This is a genomic window from Bacillus cereus group sp. MYBK101-2, assembly GCF_051918845.1.
In the GTDB taxonomy this organism is placed as follows: Bacteria; Bacillota; Bacilli; order Bacillales; family Bacillaceae_G; genus Bacillus_A; species Bacillus_A paranthracis.
The window spans coordinates 234673-252062 of the sequence record NZ_JBQAIE010000004.1 but is presented as its reverse complement, the minus strand read 5'-3'; the positions used below and the strand labels follow the sequence as shown (position 1 = coordinate 252062).

The following is a 17390-nucleotide window of genomic DNA, read 5'->3' as shown; positions in this document are numbered from 1 at the left end:
TCTCAACCTCACGGGGTTGGGTTAAAGGACTGTATTATATTACTTTATTTTTAGCACTCTTCTATTACATTGTCAAATAATGAGGGAATTGTTATGTGTAAAATATTTCAAAAGATATTTCATTCTTCTTGACGTCCACTTCATTATTTTCCCATAATAAAACTAACTCATATAAAAAGGAATGAATCACAGATGCTAAATTTAGTACTTATGATGATTGAACGTGTCGGACTTATTGTTATTTTAGGGTTTTTACTTTCGCATATTAAAACGTTCAGGCGTCTTCTTCATAAGCAAGATGGTTATGTAGATAAGCTTAAGCTTATTTGTATTTTTTCGGTGTTTACAATTGTAAGCAATTACACTGGGATTGAAATAGCGGGTAATACGATTATGAATGAAAATTGGCTACAGGGTGTTTCTTCATCGAGCACAATCGCGAATACACGTATTATGGGTGTTGGAATTAGTGGATTGCTTGGCGGACCTATCGTTGGAATTGGAGTAGGATCGATTGCTGGTATTCACCGTTATATGCTTGGCGGGACGACTGCACTAAGTTGTGCAATCTCTTCAATTTTAGCGGGGATTATAACAGGTTATATTGGATACATTTTCAAAAAGTATAATCGTACAATTACGCCTAAATTTTCAGCGGTTTTAAGTGTGTTTATCGTTTCTTTAGAAATGATTATGATCTTATTAATTGTAGAGGATGGAATGAGTATTGTGAAAACAATTGCGATACCAATGATCCTTGTAAATAGCTTTGGAAGTTTTATTTTACTTTCTATGATACAAGCTATTTTGCGCCAGGAAGAGAATGCAAAGGCACTTCAGACTCATAAGGTATTACGTATTGCAGATAAAACGTTACCGTATTTTCGCCAAGGCTTAACAGAAGAATCGTGTAAGCATGTGGCACAAATTATTCACCGCTTTACAGGAACTGATGCGGTATCCTTAACAGATACAGAGAAAATATTAGCTCATGTTGGATTAGCATCAGATCACCATATTCCTTCACATAGTTTAATAACTGGTTTGTCGAAAGAAGTGTTACACACAGGAAAAATAATGAAAGCAAAATCACGTGAGGTCATTAATTGTCAACATGAAGGATGCCCTTTGCAAGCGGCGATTGTTATTCCACTAACTTCACATGGAAATACGATAGGAACATTAAAACTGTATTTCAAAAATCCTAACCAGTTAAGTCGTGTGGAAGAGGAATTAGCAGAAGGGTTAGCAAAAATATTCTCTACACAACTTGAATTAGGGGAAGCTGAGTTGCAAAGTAAATTATTGCAAGATGCGGAAATAAAGGCATTACAAGCACAAATTAACCCACACTTTTTATTTAATGCGATTAATACAGTATCAGCTTTATGCCGAACAGATGTAGAAAAAGCAAGGAAGTTATTATTACAGCTTAGTGTGTATTTCCGTTGTAATTTACAAGGGGCACGTCAGTTATTGATTCCACTAGAACAAGAATTAAACCATGTACAGGCATACTTATCGCTAGAACAAGCAAGGTTTCCAAATAAGTATGAAGTAAAGGTGTATATTGAGGATGAGCTAAAGACAACTTTAGTACCACCATTTGTTCTTCAACTATTGGTTGAAAATGCGTTGCGACACGCTTTCCCGAAGAAGCAACCAGTGTGCCAAGTGGAAGTGCATGTTTTTGAAAAAGAGGGTATGGTTCATTTTGAAGTAAAAGATAATGGGCAAGGAATTGAGGAAGAACGTTTAGAACAATTAGGAAAGATGGTAGTTTCGTCCAAGAAAGGGACTGGAACAGCTTTATATAATATTAATGAACGTCTTATTGGGCTATTTGGAAAAGAAACGATGCTTCATATCAAAAGTAAATTAAAAGAGGGGACAGAGATTACTTTTGTTATTCCAAAAAAAGTAGGGGAGGAAGAGCAGATTGTTAAAAGTACTAGTAGTTGATGATGAAATGTTAGCACGCGATGAACTAAAGTATTTATTAGAAAGAACGAAGGAAGTTGAGATAATTGGTGAGGCTGATTGTGTAGAGGACGCATTAGAAGAGCTAATGAAAAACAAACCAGATATTGTTTTCCTAGATATTCAGTTATCTGATGATAACGGATTTGAAATCGCGAATATATTAAAGAAGATGAAAAATCCACCTGCCATTGTATTTGCGACTGCCTATGATCAATACGCGTTGCAAGCATTTGAAGTAGATGCGTTAGACTATATTTTAAAGCCATTTGATGAAGAACGTATTGTACAAACATTAAAGAAGTATAAAAAACAAAAGCAGTCGCAAATAGAAACGAAGCAAGAAATAAAAGGGGCAGATGTAACGGCAGATATGCATAAATTAGCATTACCAATTGAAGAATCAATCGTACTTGTGAATATTGAAGATATTATATATGTAGGACTTGTGGATGGAAAAGTAACAGTAAAAACAATGAGGGACACATATATAACACACGATACACTTGTGATTTTGGAAAAGAAGTTGCCGCAAGCAAGTTTTATGCGTGTACATCGTAGCTTCATTGCAAATATTAATCATATTACAGAAATCCAGCCGTGGTTCAATTCTACTTATAATTTAATTATGAAAGAAGGATCAAAAGTACCTGTTAGTCGTACATATGCAAAAGAACTTAAGAAGCTGCTTCGTATTTAAGAAGCAGCTTTTGTATTTCATCCTTTTATATTTGTAACTGATTCTGTATATTTGACGTTCTGTTATGTAAACGCTTACTAAGGCGATTATATCCTATACAATAAAGGTACCAAATCGAAAGAGGTGGCCAAAATGAGTACGAAAAAAGTATATAGTTTCTTATCACAAGCATTCATATTCTCAGCTATTATGTTAATTTCTAATATTATTGCAACACATTTACCAATTCCGATGCCTTCATCGGTAATCGGGTTAGTCATTTTATTTAGTCTATTATGTTTAAAGGTTATTAAATTGGAACAAGTTGAATCACTTGGAACAGCTTTAACAGGTATTATCGGATTCCTTTTCGTCCCATCAGGTATTTCGGTTATTAATTCTCTTGGTGTAATGGGACAATATTTTGTACAAATTTTAACTGTAATTGTTGTCGCAACAGTTATTTTACTCGCTGTAACAGGATTATTTGCACAATTTATTTTAGGAAAAGATAAAAAAGAAACAGAAGATACAAAAGAATTGAAAGTAGTAAATAAAGGACGCAAGCACGGAAAAGTTGCGTAACCATTTTAGTATATATTGTTAGGAGGGAATGAACATGGCAAGCACAATGACTCCATATTTCGGAATCGTCGTTTCATTAATCGCATACGGAATCGGAACATTATTATTCAAGCATTCAAAAGGGTTCTTCTTATTCACACCATTATTCGTAGCGATGGTATTAGGGATTGTCTTTTTAAAAGTAGGTAACTTTACTTTCGAAGAATATAATACTGGTGGAAAAATGATTAGCTTTTTCTTAGAGCCAGCAACAATCGCGTTTGCAATTCCATTATATAAACAAGTGGATAAGTTGAAAAAATATTGGTGGCAAATTTTATCAGCTATCGTGGTTGGATCTATTTGTTCAGTAATTGTCGTGTTCATTGTTGCAAAAGCAATTGGTTTAGATACAGCAGTAATGAATTCAATGTTACCACAAGCGGCAACAACAGCAATTGCATTACCAATCTCTGAAAGTATTGGTGGTATACCAGCAATTACATCATTTGCAGTAATCTTTAACGCAGTTATCGTATACGCATTAGGAGCGTTATTCTTAAAAACATTTAGAGTGAAACATCCAATTGCAAAAGGTTTAGCACTTGGAACAGCAGGTCATGCATTAGGAGTGGCAGTAGGAATTGAAATGGGTGAAGTAGAGGCAGCTATGGCAAGTATTGCTGTAACAGTAGTTGGAGTTGTAACGGTAGTTGTCATACCGATGTTCATGCCATTCATTGGATAGTAAAACTTACTTGAAAAATGAGAAAAGCAAGCTATTTGTAGGACAGATTTCTACTGATAGCTTGCTTTTTATGTTACAGTAGTGGTAAGACCTATTGTGACAAAATGTAAGTTTCCTTAAATCTTTATTAATACTGTGTAGAATACGTTTTGAATTAGGTCATTGTATTGTAAAATAAGAAGTAAGCTACTATAGATCTGCTAAGGCAGGCGTATAATGAGCTTATAAAAATCTTAATATGAATGAATAATTAAAAGTAGAAAAGAGAGAAAAATCTACTTATTAACGTTTTACTTTATAGGACAGGAGAGAGTACTCGTCGATTATGCAAATAAAAAACCTGTTTCAAAGCAAAGGATTTCAGAGGTTACTCGTATTAGTAATACTTGCCCTCGTGTTATACGGGCTGCAAAGTATGTTGAATTTAATTTTAATTACGTTTATTCTTACGTATTTAATGGATCGATTCCAAAAGTTTATTTCCCGCAAATTAGATCATTTCATGCCCATTAATCGAAAACTCATTATAGCATTTCTATATGTCATGTTAATTGGTGGAATTGCTATTACGCTATTTAAATATTTACCAGTATTAACGATACAAATTTCACAATTGATTTATCAATTTAACGTATTTTTAAGAAACCCACCGGACAGTGAATTAATTAAGTATGCAGTTAATGCTGTTAATCATATGGAACTTTCGAAGTATGTAGGACAAGGCGTTGACATTTTGTATAAATCGATTACGAATGTTGGGAAATTTGGCCTTCAAGTGTTACTTTCTTTAATTTTAAGTTTATTTTTCTTATTGGAGAAAGCTCGTATCGTTGCTTTTACTGCAAAATTTAAAGAGAGCAGACTGGCAATTTTCTATACTGAAATTGAGTACTTCGGTAAGAAATTTGCACGTTCATTCGGAAAAGTAATTGAGGCACAATTTTTAATTGCAGTTGTTAACTGCGTTTTATCCGTTATTGCATTATGGATATTAGGATTCCCACAATTATTAGGTTTAGCGTTAATGATCTTCTTACTTGGTTTAATTCCAGTAGCTGGGGTTATCATTTCGTTATTCCCGCTTTGTATGATTGCTTACAATATCGGCGGTATTATGTACGTTGTTTATATTTTAGTTATCGTAACAGTCATTCATGCGCTTGAAAGTTACGTGTTAAATCCGAAGTTTATGTCGCAAAAAACAAACTTACCAATTTTCTATACGTTTATGGTATTAATCTTCTCGGAACACTTCTTAGGTGTATGGGGATTAATTATCGGTATTCCAATCTTCATTTTCTTATTAGATGTCTTAGATGTGACAAGTGATGAAATGGAGAAGGACGCTGGAAAAAAATAAAGTGAAGAGAAAAAAGCATCGATGTTCGATGCTTTTTCTTTTATAACATGATGTTTCTTATGCCATACTGTAAGGAGAAGATAGAATAGGGGTGAAAGAATGGCTGTAAATGAAAAGGTAGAATTAGCTACATTTGCTGGAGGGTGCTTCTGGTGTATGGTTTCGCCATTTGAAGAGATGGAAGGAATTATAAAGGTTGTTTCTGGCTATACAGGTGGTCATAAAGAGAATCCAACATATAAAGAAGTATGTTCAGAAACGACGGGACATTATGAGGCAGTACAAATTACATTTGATGCAAATAAAATGCCGTATGAGGAGTTATTAAATATATATTGGAGACAAATTGATCCGACTGATGTAGGTGGGCAATTCCACGATCGCGGGCAGTCTTACGAAACAGTGATTTTTTATCATAATGAAGAACAACATAAAAAAGCAGAGGCTTCAAAAGAAGAGCTTGCAAGGAGTGGGCGCTTTTCAAAGCCGATTGCGACAAAAATATTGCCAGCTGCTACGTTTTATCCCGCAGAGGAATATCACCAAGGATATCATAAGAAAAATGAATTCCGCTACGAGTTATACCGTAAGGGCTCAGGGCGAGATGCGTTTATTAAGCAACATTGGCCAAAGGATAATGCTCATTTAAAGGAAAAACTGAATGAGATGCAATTTTATGTAACACAGGAAAATGGTACAGAACCACCATTTCGAAATGAGTATTGGAATCATAAAGAAGAAGGTCTTTATGTAGATATCGTTTCAGGTGAACCTTTGTTTACTTCTCTAGATAAATTTGATAGTGGATGTGGATGGCCTAGTTTTACGAAGCCAGTTATGTCAGCTAGTGTGAAGGAAAAAATGGATGTGAGTCATAATATGACGCGTACAGAAGTGAGAAGTAAGGAAGGAGATTCACATCTCGGCCACGTATTTCCAGATGGTCCAGGACCAAATGGACTTCGCTATTGTATAAATTCAGCAGCTCTTCGATTTATTCCAACAGAGGAATTAGAAAAAGAAGGCTATGGTGATTTCCTAATCTTGTTTGGAAATAAAAAATAACCTCGCAGTTAGCGAGGTTATTTTTTTGTTACTTTACTTTTTTCTTTTTAAACTTGCTTAATACTTCATAAACGATTGGAACAATAAGAAGTGTTAATAATGTTGAACTTGTTAATCCACCAATTACTGTTACACCAAGTCCTTTAGAAATTAAGCCGCTACCTTCAAATCCTAATGCGAGCGGGATAAGAGCACCGATTGTTGCAATTGCAGTCATTAAAATCGGACGAAGGCGTGTTGCACCAGCTTCTAATAAAGCTTCACGTGTTGATAGACCTTCATTTTCTTTATGAATAACGCGGTCGATAAGCACGATTGCGTTTGTTACAACGATACCGATTAACATAAGGGCACCGATCATTGCAGAGACACTTAACGTTTCACCAGAGATTAATAAGGCAACAAGGGCTCCAATGATTGTAAATGGTAGCGAGAATAAAATTGCGAATGGTGCAAGAGCACCGCCAAATGTAACGACAAGAACGAAGTATACAATAGCAATCGCAGCTAACATCGCTAAGCCAAGTTGCTTGAATGATTCTTCAATATCTTTTGTAACGCCTCCCATAGAAACATCTACGCCAGAAGGAAGATCCATTTTATCTACTTCTTTTTGAACCGCGGCGGATGCTTTTGAAACGTCATCAGATGTTAGTTTTGCACTTACTTCCGCATAAACACGGCCATCGCGGTGTTTCACTGTATTCGAAGTTTCTCCTTCTTTTACAGTCATCACATCTTTTACAGCCACTTCATTACCAAGCGGCGTTGTAATTTTACGATTTGTTAAGTCATCGATTGTTTCATAATTTTGTTTTTCAGCTTCTACATATACATTGATATCTTTACCGTCTTTTTTAATTGTTGTCAGAACAGGGCGATCATGTTGATTAGAAAGTCCCATTCCAATTTGTGCAGCCGTTAGACCCATTTTACTTAGCTTTTCCTGATCTGCGACTAAAGTGTATTCTGCGTATGTTTTTGCAATACTAGAGTCTATATCTTTTAAGTCTTTGTTTTTCTTCATTATGTTTTGAATATCTTTTACGACAGGCTTAATGTCTTCTGAGCTATCTCCGTAAACGTATAACTTGATTTCGTTACTACCGCTACTTGCTCCGAAGTCTTGGTTTTTCCATTCGCCTTTTCCAGACATTTTCTGTAAATCTTTAACGACTTGTTCTTTCTCTTTTTCGAAGTTTTTCGTGTCGTTATCATATTGTACGAAGAACATTGCCTGATTTGATTGACCAGGACTCATTGGGTTTTCGCCACCTAATGAGAATTGAATTGTTTTGACGTCTTTATTATCTTGGAAGTGCTTCTCAGCTTTCGTTGCAATTTTTTCAACGTCTTCTAACGTTTGACCTGGTTCAGGGTTGTACGTTGCAATAATCATTTTTTCTTCTTCAGATGGTAAGAAACTTACACCGATAATTGGAACAAGTGCAAGACTACCAACTAATAGAAGGACAGCAATACTTGATGTGATGATTTTATGATTTAAAGCCCATGCAAGTATACGTTTATAACCGTTTGCTAATTTACTTGGTTTTTCTTCATGATGTACTTCTTTTTCTCTCATGCTCTCTTTTTTAAATAAAGAATGAGCTAGCATCGGTACGATTGTAACTGCTACTAGTAACGACGCTAATAAAGCGAAGACGATAGTTAAGGCGAATGGTAAGAACATTTCACCAATCATACCTTTTACTAGTCCAAGCGGTAAAAATACAGCAATTGTTACAATGGTAGAAGACATAATCGGAATAAACATTTCTTTCGTAGCTTCACGAATTAAATCTTTCCCGCGTAGTTTCTCTCCTGATAACGACATACGTCGGTAAATATTTTCAATAACAACAATGGAGTCATCCACAACGCGCCCGATAGCGACTGTCATTGCTCCGAGTGTCATAATGTTAAGTGTAATATCCATTTGCTTTATGACTAATACAGCAATTAATAAAGAAAGTGGTATGGAAACGACAGAGATTAATGTTGTTCGGATATTTCGTAGGAACAGCATAATAATAACAATCGCAAAAATAGCACCAAAAATGGCTTTGCTCAGCATTGTTTCTACTGATTTCTCAATAGGTGCACCTTGGTCGAATGTTGAAATAATCTCTAAGTCTTTATATTTTTTCTCAAGTTCTTTTACTTTATCTTTCACTGCATTTACAACATCAACTGTGTTGGCGTCAGCAGCTTTGACAATTTGAATTCCAATTGCTTCTTTTCCATTTGTTCGAGAAATAGATTCTGCTTTTCCGACTTCCTTAATGTCAGCAATTTCGTCTAATGTAACTGTCGGAATCCCGTTCATAGCAGCTGGATTCATTTGTGGCATTTGTGCACCAGTTCCAGCAGTTTGACTACCTTGACCGCTTGCTGATGAAGGAACAGCAGGGATTTTTAATTCTTTTAATGCTTTCATTGTTGTAATATTTCCATCTACAACAACTGATTTTTCTGTGTCTTTAAATGTATATAGGCCAAGTGGTAAAGATACGTCCGATCCTTTAATTACATTTTTTACAGTATCTTCACTTAAACCTAATTCTTTCATCTTATCTTTTTTAAAGACAAGTTGTACTTCATCTACTTGTTGACCTGAAATTTGAACAGATGCGACTCCATCAAGTCCTTTTAATCCTGGCACAACATTTTTTTCTACATTTTCAGTTAAGGTAGCTAAAGATTCATTTTTACTTGCTACGCTTAATGAAATAACAGGAAAGGCATTGAAGTTTACACGTGAAACTTTCGGGTCCTTTACGCCTTCTGGCAGTTTCACATTTGCGAGAGCTTCTTTTATTTCTGTTTCAGCCTTTTCCATATTTTTATCAAAATCATATTCTACCTGAATAGAAGATGCATTTTGAAAAGATGATGAACTAACAACGTTTACACCACTTAAATTTTGCAGTTGCTCTTCCATCGGTTTTGAAACTTTATCAGCTACTTCTTCTGGTGTAGCACCAGGATAAACCGTGGTTACTGTTACAACAGGTGTTGTAATATCAGGAATTGTTTCCAGCTTCATATTCAGCCCAGAATAAATACCTGCAATGGTAACGATAATGGTTAGTAGCCAAACTGCGAACTTATTTTTTAACGAAAAATTAATAATTTTGTTCATGTTTGCGCTCCCTTTGTATTATATTGACCAACTGGTCAGTCTAATACATAATATAACTGACTGATTGGTCAGCCGTCAATGAAAAGGGATGGTATAATACATTCATAATAAGATGCGAGATTAAATTTAGGAGAGACATGATATGAAAGAAAAAGAGCGCTTAATTATAGAGATGGCTATGAAGTTATTTGCGACTAAGGGTGTAAATGCGACATCGGTGCAGGAAATTGTGACAGCTTGTGGCATATCTAAGGGAGCCTTTTATTTATACTTTAAATCAAAAGAGGAACTTTTATTAGCGACACTTCGATATTACTATGACAAGATTCAAAACAAAATGATGGATATTGAAAAAGAGTCGTTATTGCCACGTGAAAAATTTGCAAAACAATTGCATTGCCAGTTTAATGATATACAAAAGCATAAAGAATTTATTATTATGCATGCAAGGGAAAATGCGATTCCTTTTAATAAAGAAGTAGAAGAATTTATGATGCGGATGAAGTTAGAGTCTCACGCATTTTATCGGAATAGTTTACTGTCTATTTATGGTGATAAGGTTATGCCATATTTATTAGATTTAGTCATTATGGTAGAAGGCATATGCCGTGGATATTTAGAACTAATTATTTTACAAGCGCCAGAAATAGACTTATCTTACGTCGCTGCTTTTATTTTGAAAAGAGTGGATCATTTAGTAGATGGATTGGTAGAATCTTCAGAAGAACCTGTATTACATGAAGAAAAGCTTGGAGAATTTCTTTGTAAATCAGAGCTTATTAAGGAGCAGGTTAAGGAACATTTTTTAAAAGAAATTATTGTGTTTAAACGTACTTTAGCGGATCAATTAGAAGATGAGGAATTGCTTGTTACATTAGATGTTTTGGAGGCAGAAATGAGGATGCAAAATCCAAGAATTCCGGTTATCCAAGGGATGTTGTTTAATTTAGAGGCATATCCAACTTTAAAAGAATTTCGTTTGAGGCTTATGGGCTATTACAATATAAAAAGGTAACAATGATAGTTTTCATTGTTACCTTTTTATTATGCATTCACTTTTTCTTTTTGCAGTGCTGTCTCTTCTTCATCAATGTTAATTGTTTCTTTTACGATATAAATCGGACGGTTTTTACTTTCGTCATAAATACGAGCAATATACTGGCCAACGATTCCAAGACCAAGTAATTGAATACCACTAAAGAATGTAATAGCAACCATAATGGACGCCCAACCTGTTTGCGTGCCATGTCCAAAGACTTTCACAGTAATTGTATATAGTAAGACAATTATAGAAATAAGAACTGATAATAAACCTAAAGACATAACGATGCGTAATGGCTTTGTCGAAAATGCAATAATGCCGTCAGATGCAAATTTAATCATTTTCTTTAATGGATATTTTGTTTCGCCAGCAAAGCGCTCATCACGTTCATATTCAACATACGTTTGGCGGAAGCCAACCCAAGACATCATACCGCGGATGAAGCGATTTCGCTCAGTCATTTGATTGAAAACATCAGCTATTTTACGGTCGATGATTCGGAAATCACCAGTATCTTTTGGGATATCGATATCAGACATATAGTTTAAGAATTTATAGAAATACTTAGCTGTTAAAAGTTTGAACCAAGTTTCACCTTTACGTTGCTTACGTTTTGCATAAACAACTTCATATCCTTCTTCCCATTTTGCAATAAGTTCAGGAATAACTTCAGGTGGATCTTGTAAGTCTGCATCTATAATTACAATAGCGTCACCTTTTGCGGCAGCAATACCAGCTGTAACAGCTACTTGGTGACCAAAGTTACGTGCGAAATTAACAATTTTTGTACGGTAATCATTTGCTGCAATTTCAGATAAGATTTCCATTGTGCGATCTGTACTACCGTCGTTTACAAAGACAAACTCGTAATTAATGTTATTTTGAAGCATAACGGACTTTAAACGGTTATAACATTCTTGTGCTACTTCTTCCTCGAAGTACATAGGAACTACAACCGAAATTAATTTTTGCATGTTGCATCCTCCGTATTTTTAATAAGTTGTTCAAATTTAATTAGTCACCTTTTTAGTTTGGTTGAATGTCCAAATTTTATTAAGGACAAAATTTATAACCATTCCGAAACCAATTGCGAAGATCTGTGCAATTAATGCATTAAAGGTAAGTTTATTTACTAATATAAATAAACATAATGTATTAAAAGCATATACAATTAAATTTACAGTTAGAAATTTAAAGAACATTGACGAGCCTTTATTATTAGGTTTAAATACCCAATTTTTATTCCAATAGTAGCTATTGGCAACACCAATTGAATAGGCAATGGTATTCGCAATAAGGTAGTTCATACCGAATTTTAATAATATCCAAAAGCTAATAATTGTAATGAGTGTATTAAAGATCCCTACTAAGCCAAACTTTAAGAGTTTTTCCATAATAATATCCTCATGTTTATAATAATATATAAGTAAAACAAAAAATATAGAAGTGTTATTCATATACAACAAATAAAAATTATACCATATTTTCAAGTCTCAAATGAAATTAATCATAAAAAATTGCCCTCAAAATGTAAATTATAAGTAAAATTGAGGGCAATTATAAATATTTTGAAAGGTAGTTTCTTATTTTCTTTTTATGACAATTTCTTTTTCGATATTAGACTATAAAAAATATATATTCCGTAGCCTTGAATTATTGTAAAGCTAGGGATAATGAAGTATCGGTACCTTGTTTGGTATTCGATTAAGAAATGAATAGCTACGTAACCAATTATTAGTAATAAAAATAGAGTGTAATGTGTTTTATTTTGTTTAGTTAGGATGAGATAAAGGAGTGATAATGTGCCAAATATCATAGCTGCAGTATACATATACTTTTCATATTTTGTAAGATCTTCTTTTAATGACACCATATCCTTATCTGTCTTTTCCAATGTTACTAGGCTCCATAATGGTGCGGAGTCATAATCAGCCCACATGAGTACAAATTTATCCCCAAATAAAGATAAAACTTTCTGTGGATCAGATAGTCGCTCTTGAATTAGCTTTTTTTGGGCCGCAGTTCGTTCTTCGCCAAGTTTAAGGGACATAATATATTCCGCATCTGCACCAGAATAGCTACCTTTTGTTTCATGATTAAATCCTAACGTGAATTTCCAAAGTGGATCACGATTAGAGAGAGGGTATTGTGTAATTCCGGAATATATAAATGAGTAACTTACAATTTGATGTAAAAGGAAAAATACAATCAAAATGCCACTAAGTTTTTTTACAGAAGTAAAAATCTCTTTTCTTGATTTTCCTAATATACCTTGCAAAAAGACGTATATAGTTATTGCAATTAAGATTATAGCACCAAGTGGACGCATGATGTCTCCTAAAGCTAGGATAGCCCCTATAAAAATCCACGTATATTTATTGCTTAGGCCTTTTGTAATTAATAAATAGAAGCCTAGATAAAATAAAAATACAGCAAGGTGTTGATTTGTTAGTACAGAACTCAATACAATACTTGGGATATAAAATGCATATAGTAATCCAGCTATTCGTCCAGACCATTCATTAAATATATAAGAAGTTATTTTATAAATTAGTAATGTTGTTCCTGTACAATAGATTATATTTAAAAATTTTAAGAGAAACGTCCCTTCACCAAATAACTTAATAATAAAGGCTTGGTACATTGTAAAGCCAAGTTGGTAAACCCATGAAGTATAATAAGTATTTTGTGCGAAACTAAAGTCTCCTTTAGCAGCTTGTATAGCGCTATGGTACATCATTGAAAAGTCTGTTTCTACAGGAGTTTGAATATTGAGCATCCAAATTAATCGAATAGAAAAAGCCAAAATGATTAGTGAGATAGAAAATGTCAATTTTGACATATATTTATTAGAAATGTAGCCAAAAAGTAAAAATACAAGACCTATTAGAATAAGGACTGGTATTAAAACTAAGAGGCTAGTCTCATCATGTTCTTTAATCACTGCTACCGAATGCCATGTGATAGCACCAGAAATGATTAGACATAGTACTAATAAAATTTTCACAAAAAACGTATTAAGTTTGAGAGAGAATGTACTTTCCATTATATTTGAAAACTCCTTATCAAAATATATTACTGATTCAACTTAACTGCCCTTTGTACGTTAAGTTACAGTATAAAGGGCAGGTTAGATAATTAAGAGTTTTGTTGTGCCCATTCTTCTATGTTCCAAACCTTTGTAATCCAATCTTCATAAAAGTCCGGTTCGTGACATACAAGAAGAATTGTTCCTTTGTATGCTTTCATAGCCTTCTTAAGTTCCGCTTTTGCTGTAACATCAAGATGGTTTGTCGGCTCATCAAATAGTAGCCAGTTACTTTCTTCACCCATTAGCTTACATAAACGAACCTTTGCTTGTTCTCCACCACTTAATTGACTTAATGGGCGAGAAATATGTTCATTTTTTAATCCGCATTTTGCTAACATCGCACGAATTTGATGCTGGTCTAGGCCAGGGAATGTATTCCATACATCATCAATTGGTGTTATATTATCAGCTTTAACTTCTTGCTCAAAGTATGCTGGCTCTAAGAAGTCACCAAGACTTGTTTTGCCACTTAAAGGTTTAATTTTACCTAAAATTGTTTTTAGTAACGTTGATTTACCAACACCATTACATCCAACGATAGCAATTTTTTCACCGCGTTCAATTGTCATTGATAGCTTTGGTAGTAGCGGATGTGTATATCCAATTTCTACATTTTCACCTTCAAAGACGAAGCGACTACTTGCACGACTTTCTTTAAATGAGAATTCAGGTTTAATTGCTGTTTCCGGGCGATCAATAAGTTCCATGCGATCAAGTTGTTTTTGACGACTCTTTGCACGACCTGTTGTTGAATAACGGGCTTTGTTCTTTGCAATGAAATCTTCTTGCTTTTTGATAAACTCGCGCTGCTTTTCATAAGCGTTTATATGTTGATTTTTATTGATTTCTGCTAGTTCTAGGAATTTTTCATATGTTGCTGTATAGCGTGTCATTTTTGTGAATTCCAGATGGAAAATAACATCAACACATTTGTTCATAAATTCCGTATCATGAGAAATTAATAAGAATGCATGTGGGTATTCTTTTAAATAATTTGTTAACCAATGAATATGTTCAACGTCTAAATAGTTAGTAGGCTCATCAAGTAATAACACTTCTGGTTGTTCAAGTAATAGCTTTGCAAGCAATACTTTTGTACGTTGTCCACCGCTTAGTGCTGAAACATCACGATCTAAACCAATTGCATCAATTCCAAGACCACGTGCAGCCTCTTCAATTTTCATATCTAGTAAATAGAAACCACCTGCTTCAAGTGCATCTTGTATTTCTGCCATTTGCTCAAGAAGTTCTTCTAGCTCTTCTGGTGTAGCAGTTCCCATTTTTTCTGTAACTTCATTTAAAGCTTTTTCCTTTTCGAATAACGGTAAAAATGCATCCGCTAGTACGTCACGAATTGTACGTCCAGGCGTTAAAACAGTATGCTGATCTAAGTAGCCGTAATGTGTGCCCGGTGTCCATTCTACACGACCTTGGTCATGAATAAGTTGACCAGTAATGATATTCATAAATGTTGATTTACCAACACCGTTTGCACCAACTAATCCAACGTGTTCACCTGCTAGTAATCGCATAGATACATCTTTAAATAATGTACGATCGCCAAATGTATGTCCTAATTTTTCAACTGTTAATAAGCTCATAGTATCCTCCGTCCAACTTGAAATAGTACCTTGAATCATGATACTAAATTCTTTCATATAATGCCATCATTTCAAAATGTATATATTTTCAAAATAAGCTAATGTACGAATGTTTATTGCTCATTTCCCAAACTTTTATGGTCCAAATGCAGAAAACACACTTGTCCATCATACATTAAAAGGAATACTTGCAAATAAAATGTCTAGCTTTATTGGAGATAAAAAGATCGCCCGTGAATATATTTTTACACCAGATGGTGCAAAAGCAATAGTTGAATTAGCTTCACATGACGAGGCCTATGGACAAAATTGGAACATATCAGGTTATGGTGCCATTACAGGTGAGGAATTGATTTAACACATACGAGAATTAACGGGATATACCAAACGAATAATAACTGTAAAAAAAGAATGATCCAGTTCATTGGTCTGTTTGATAAGTAGATGAAAGAATTTGTGGAAATACTATATTTGACGGAAAAGCCAGTTGTATTAAGTGGAGAGAAGTACGAGAAATATATTGGGGTTGTACCTAGAACCTTTTATTATGAAGGGGAATTGTATATAAGTAAAAAAACAAGCTTCTATTTACAATCTAGAAGCTTGCCTTGTTATTGTTTATCTACCTAGCTTTTTATTTACAAATCCTAAAATTAATCCGCGTATTTGTGGATCAATTGCAAGGCCAATAATGCCATACAATATACCAGTAAGTACTAAAGCTACTAGTGGTGGTAAGCTAATTAATACTGTGCGGTATATTGCATAACTAATTATAAATGCTAGTGTATTGAATATTATTCCTTTGAATAGCAATGAAAATCCTTTACGAACGAATAATGAAAATCCGATTAATAATGTAATCTCAGTAAGGATAGCAGCTACAGCAGCTCCCATCATTCCAAATTGGCTACCTAATATGATGTAACTTATGATAGCGACAGCCAATCCAATTGCCATAGTTGTTGCACGTTTCCATTGTTGACCAGCTGTTGTTAAATTATCAGCAAGCGGATAGTTGATAGATTGTAAAATGACCATAAAGGCTAAAATTGCAAGGGCATCACCAGCTGGTGCATATTTTTCACCTAATAGAGTTACAATCCAAAAACTTGGATCGGCAATAAACGGGATAGAAATTCCCATCCCTAAGAAAGACATAAGCTTTAATTCGAATTGAGATAGCTTTCTATGTTCATCAATATTATTTTCGTTTCCAAAAGCAAACAATTTTGGATAAAAGGCTGCTGCAATTACACCAGGTATTTGGTAAAGTACAGCAGGTATTTTATAGGCGGCCCCAAAGAATCCAACTTGTGCTTTCGTTGAAACTTTTTCTAAGATAATAGGACCTAACTGCGGTAAAAGCATAATGATAACGCCATTGACTGTGAAAATAAGTAATTGATCTAAAATGCCTTTATTCCAACCCTTATGAATTGTTGTATAGCGGATTGTCATTATAAAGGCAATGACTCCTGTTACAAGGCTAGATATTCCATACATAGCAGCAACCATCATAAGTGACCATTTAAATGACATCCCTAGCAGAAGAGCGGCTGCGGCCGTCACACCTTGTAGTACAGAAATAATCGCCGTGAATTGCATACGCTCTGTTACTTGGAAATAGGCCATCCCGACCCCTTGTAAAGTAGCTCCAAACATGGTTGGTAGTACGACCCAATATACCATGGCACGTAAGTAAGCATCAGTGTAGAAGAACTGAGCGAAAATGGCGAAGAGCACAGAAATTACGATAGCTAATACTAAACGAATTCGTAAATAACTGCTTATTAATACGCTAATGTTAGCGTTGCTTCTTGTTCCTTCACGCATAAACGTATGTGTCAAACCTGCATCCGTAAAATAGCAAATGACAGCGGAAACTGCTAATGCAACTGTAAACATCCCGTACTCATCTGGTGAAACATATCTTGCAAAGAGAATTGTTGCAATAGCCAGTACAAAACGAACAGTAATGTTTCCTACAAAGAGGTAGGATGCATTTTTTAGAATTTTATTTGTTTTCATGAGAAAAGACCTTTCTATTCTTTAGGACCCGGTTAGCTTGTCCTATTTGTAATTTTGATTTGTTCACAGAAAGAGAGTATCGTT

Annotated in this window: 13 protein-coding genes and 1 pseudogene; 8 read left to right on the top strand and 6 right to left on the bottom strand. The window is 34.5% G+C overall.

Annotated features, from left to right (window positions below):
- Positions 1-192 precede the first annotated feature (192 nt).
- The 6 genes from lytS (at position 193) to msrB (ending at position 6396) form a co-directional block, all read left to right on the top strand.
- Entirely contained in the window at positions 193-1962 is a 1770-nt protein-coding gene (gene lytS, locus ACTFSI_RS12025) for a two-component system sensor histidine kinase LytS (RefSeq protein WP_197225595.1), read from the top strand.
- The gene (locus ACTFSI_RS12020) at positions 1940-2680 is read left to right on the top strand and encodes a LytR/AlgR family response regulator transcription factor (protein WP_000921833.1); all 741 of its coding nucleotides are present in this window, start codon (positions 1940-1942) and stop codon (positions 2678-2680) included. Before lytS ends, ACTFSI_RS12020 begins: the two co-directional genes overlap by 23 nt.
- A 132-nt stretch (positions 2681-2812) precedes the next feature.
- Positions 2813-3244: an antiholin-like murein hydrolase modulator LrgA gene (lrgA, locus tag ACTFSI_RS12015; protein WP_000104902.1), complete on the top strand. Its 432-nt coding sequence runs from the start codon at positions 2813-2815 to the stop codon at positions 3242-3244.
- Positions 3245-3278: 34 nt separating this feature from the next.
- Positions 3279-3971 (top strand): antiholin-like protein LrgB, encoded by a 693-nt coding sequence (lrgB, locus tag ACTFSI_RS12010; RefSeq protein WP_000168869.1) that lies wholly within the window; start codon positions 3279-3281, stop codon positions 3969-3971.
- A gap of 325 nt (positions 3972-4296) precedes the next feature.
- Positions 4297-5331 carry an AI-2E family transporter gene (locus ACTFSI_RS12005; protein WP_001166015.1) on the top strand — a complete coding sequence of 345 codons (1035 nt, stop codon included), beginning with the start codon at positions 4297-4299 and terminating at the stop codon, positions 5329-5331.
- A gap of 99 nt (positions 5332-5430) precedes the next feature.
- The gene (msrB, locus tag ACTFSI_RS12000) at positions 5431-6396 is read left to right on the top strand and encodes a peptide-methionine (R)-S-oxide reductase MsrB (RefSeq protein WP_061529238.1); all 966 of its coding nucleotides are present in this window, start codon (positions 5431-5433) and stop codon (positions 6394-6396) included.
- 28 nt (positions 6397-6424) lie between these two features.
- Here msrB and ACTFSI_RS11995 read toward each other — a convergent pair whose 3' ends face one another.
- Positions 6425-9541 carry an efflux RND transporter permease subunit gene (locus ACTFSI_RS11995; RefSeq protein WP_001033533.1) on the bottom strand — a complete coding sequence of 1039 codons (3117 nt, stop codon included), beginning with the start codon at positions 9539-9541 and terminating at the stop codon, positions 6425-6427.
- A 142-nt stretch (positions 9542-9683) separates the two neighbouring features.
- On the opposite strand from ACTFSI_RS11995, the gene ACTFSI_RS11990 reads away from it, so the two are divergent.
- The gene (locus tag ACTFSI_RS11990; protein WP_000659609.1) at positions 9684-10556 is read left to right on the top strand and encodes a TetR/AcrR family transcriptional regulator; all 873 of its coding nucleotides are present in this window, start codon (positions 9684-9686) and stop codon (positions 10554-10556) included.
- Between the two features lie 29 nt (positions 10557-10585).
- On the opposite strand, the gene ACTFSI_RS11985 is transcribed toward ACTFSI_RS11990, so the two are convergent.
- The 4 genes from ACTFSI_RS11985 to ACTFSI_RS11970 all read right to left on the bottom strand — a co-directional run bounded on the left by ACTFSI_RS11985 (position 10586) and on the right by ACTFSI_RS11970 (position 15275).
- On the bottom strand, positions 10586-11557 hold the full coding sequence (locus ACTFSI_RS11985) for a glycosyltransferase family 2 protein (RefSeq protein ID WP_001170717.1): 972 nt from the start codon (positions 11555-11557) through the stop codon (positions 10586-10588).
- A 36-nt stretch (positions 11558-11593) separates the two neighbouring features.
- Positions 11594-11977 (bottom strand): GtrA family protein, encoded by a 384-nt coding sequence (locus ACTFSI_RS11980; RefSeq protein ID WP_000413286.1) that lies wholly within the window; start codon positions 11975-11977, stop codon positions 11594-11596.
- 200 nt (positions 11978-12177) lie between these two features.
- Positions 12178-13629, bottom strand: coding sequence for an ArnT family glycosyltransferase (locus tag ACTFSI_RS11975; RefSeq protein WP_000446227.1), 1452 nt, complete (start codon positions 13627-13629; stop codon positions 12178-12180).
- Between the two features lie 92 nt (positions 13630-13721).
- Positions 13722-15275, bottom strand: a complete 1554-nt coding sequence (locus ACTFSI_RS11970; protein ID WP_014481802.1) for an ABC-F family ATP-binding cassette domain-containing protein — start codon at positions 15273-15275, stop codon at positions 13722-13724.
- 97 nt (positions 15276-15372) lie between these two features.
- Here ACTFSI_RS11970 and ACTFSI_RS11965 point away from each other — a divergent pair.
- Positions 15373-15905, top strand: a pseudogene (locus tag ACTFSI_RS11965) (short chain dehydrogenase); the annotation flags it as partial.
- Here ACTFSI_RS11965 and ACTFSI_RS11960 read toward each other — a convergent pair.
- Entirely contained in the window at positions 15894-17306 is a 1413-nt protein-coding gene (locus ACTFSI_RS11960; RefSeq protein ID WP_016719048.1) for an oligosaccharide flippase family protein, read from the bottom strand. The pseudogene ACTFSI_RS11965 and the gene ACTFSI_RS11960 sit on opposite strands and share 12 nt — an antisense overlap.
- Positions 17307-17390 lie beyond the last annotated feature (84 nt).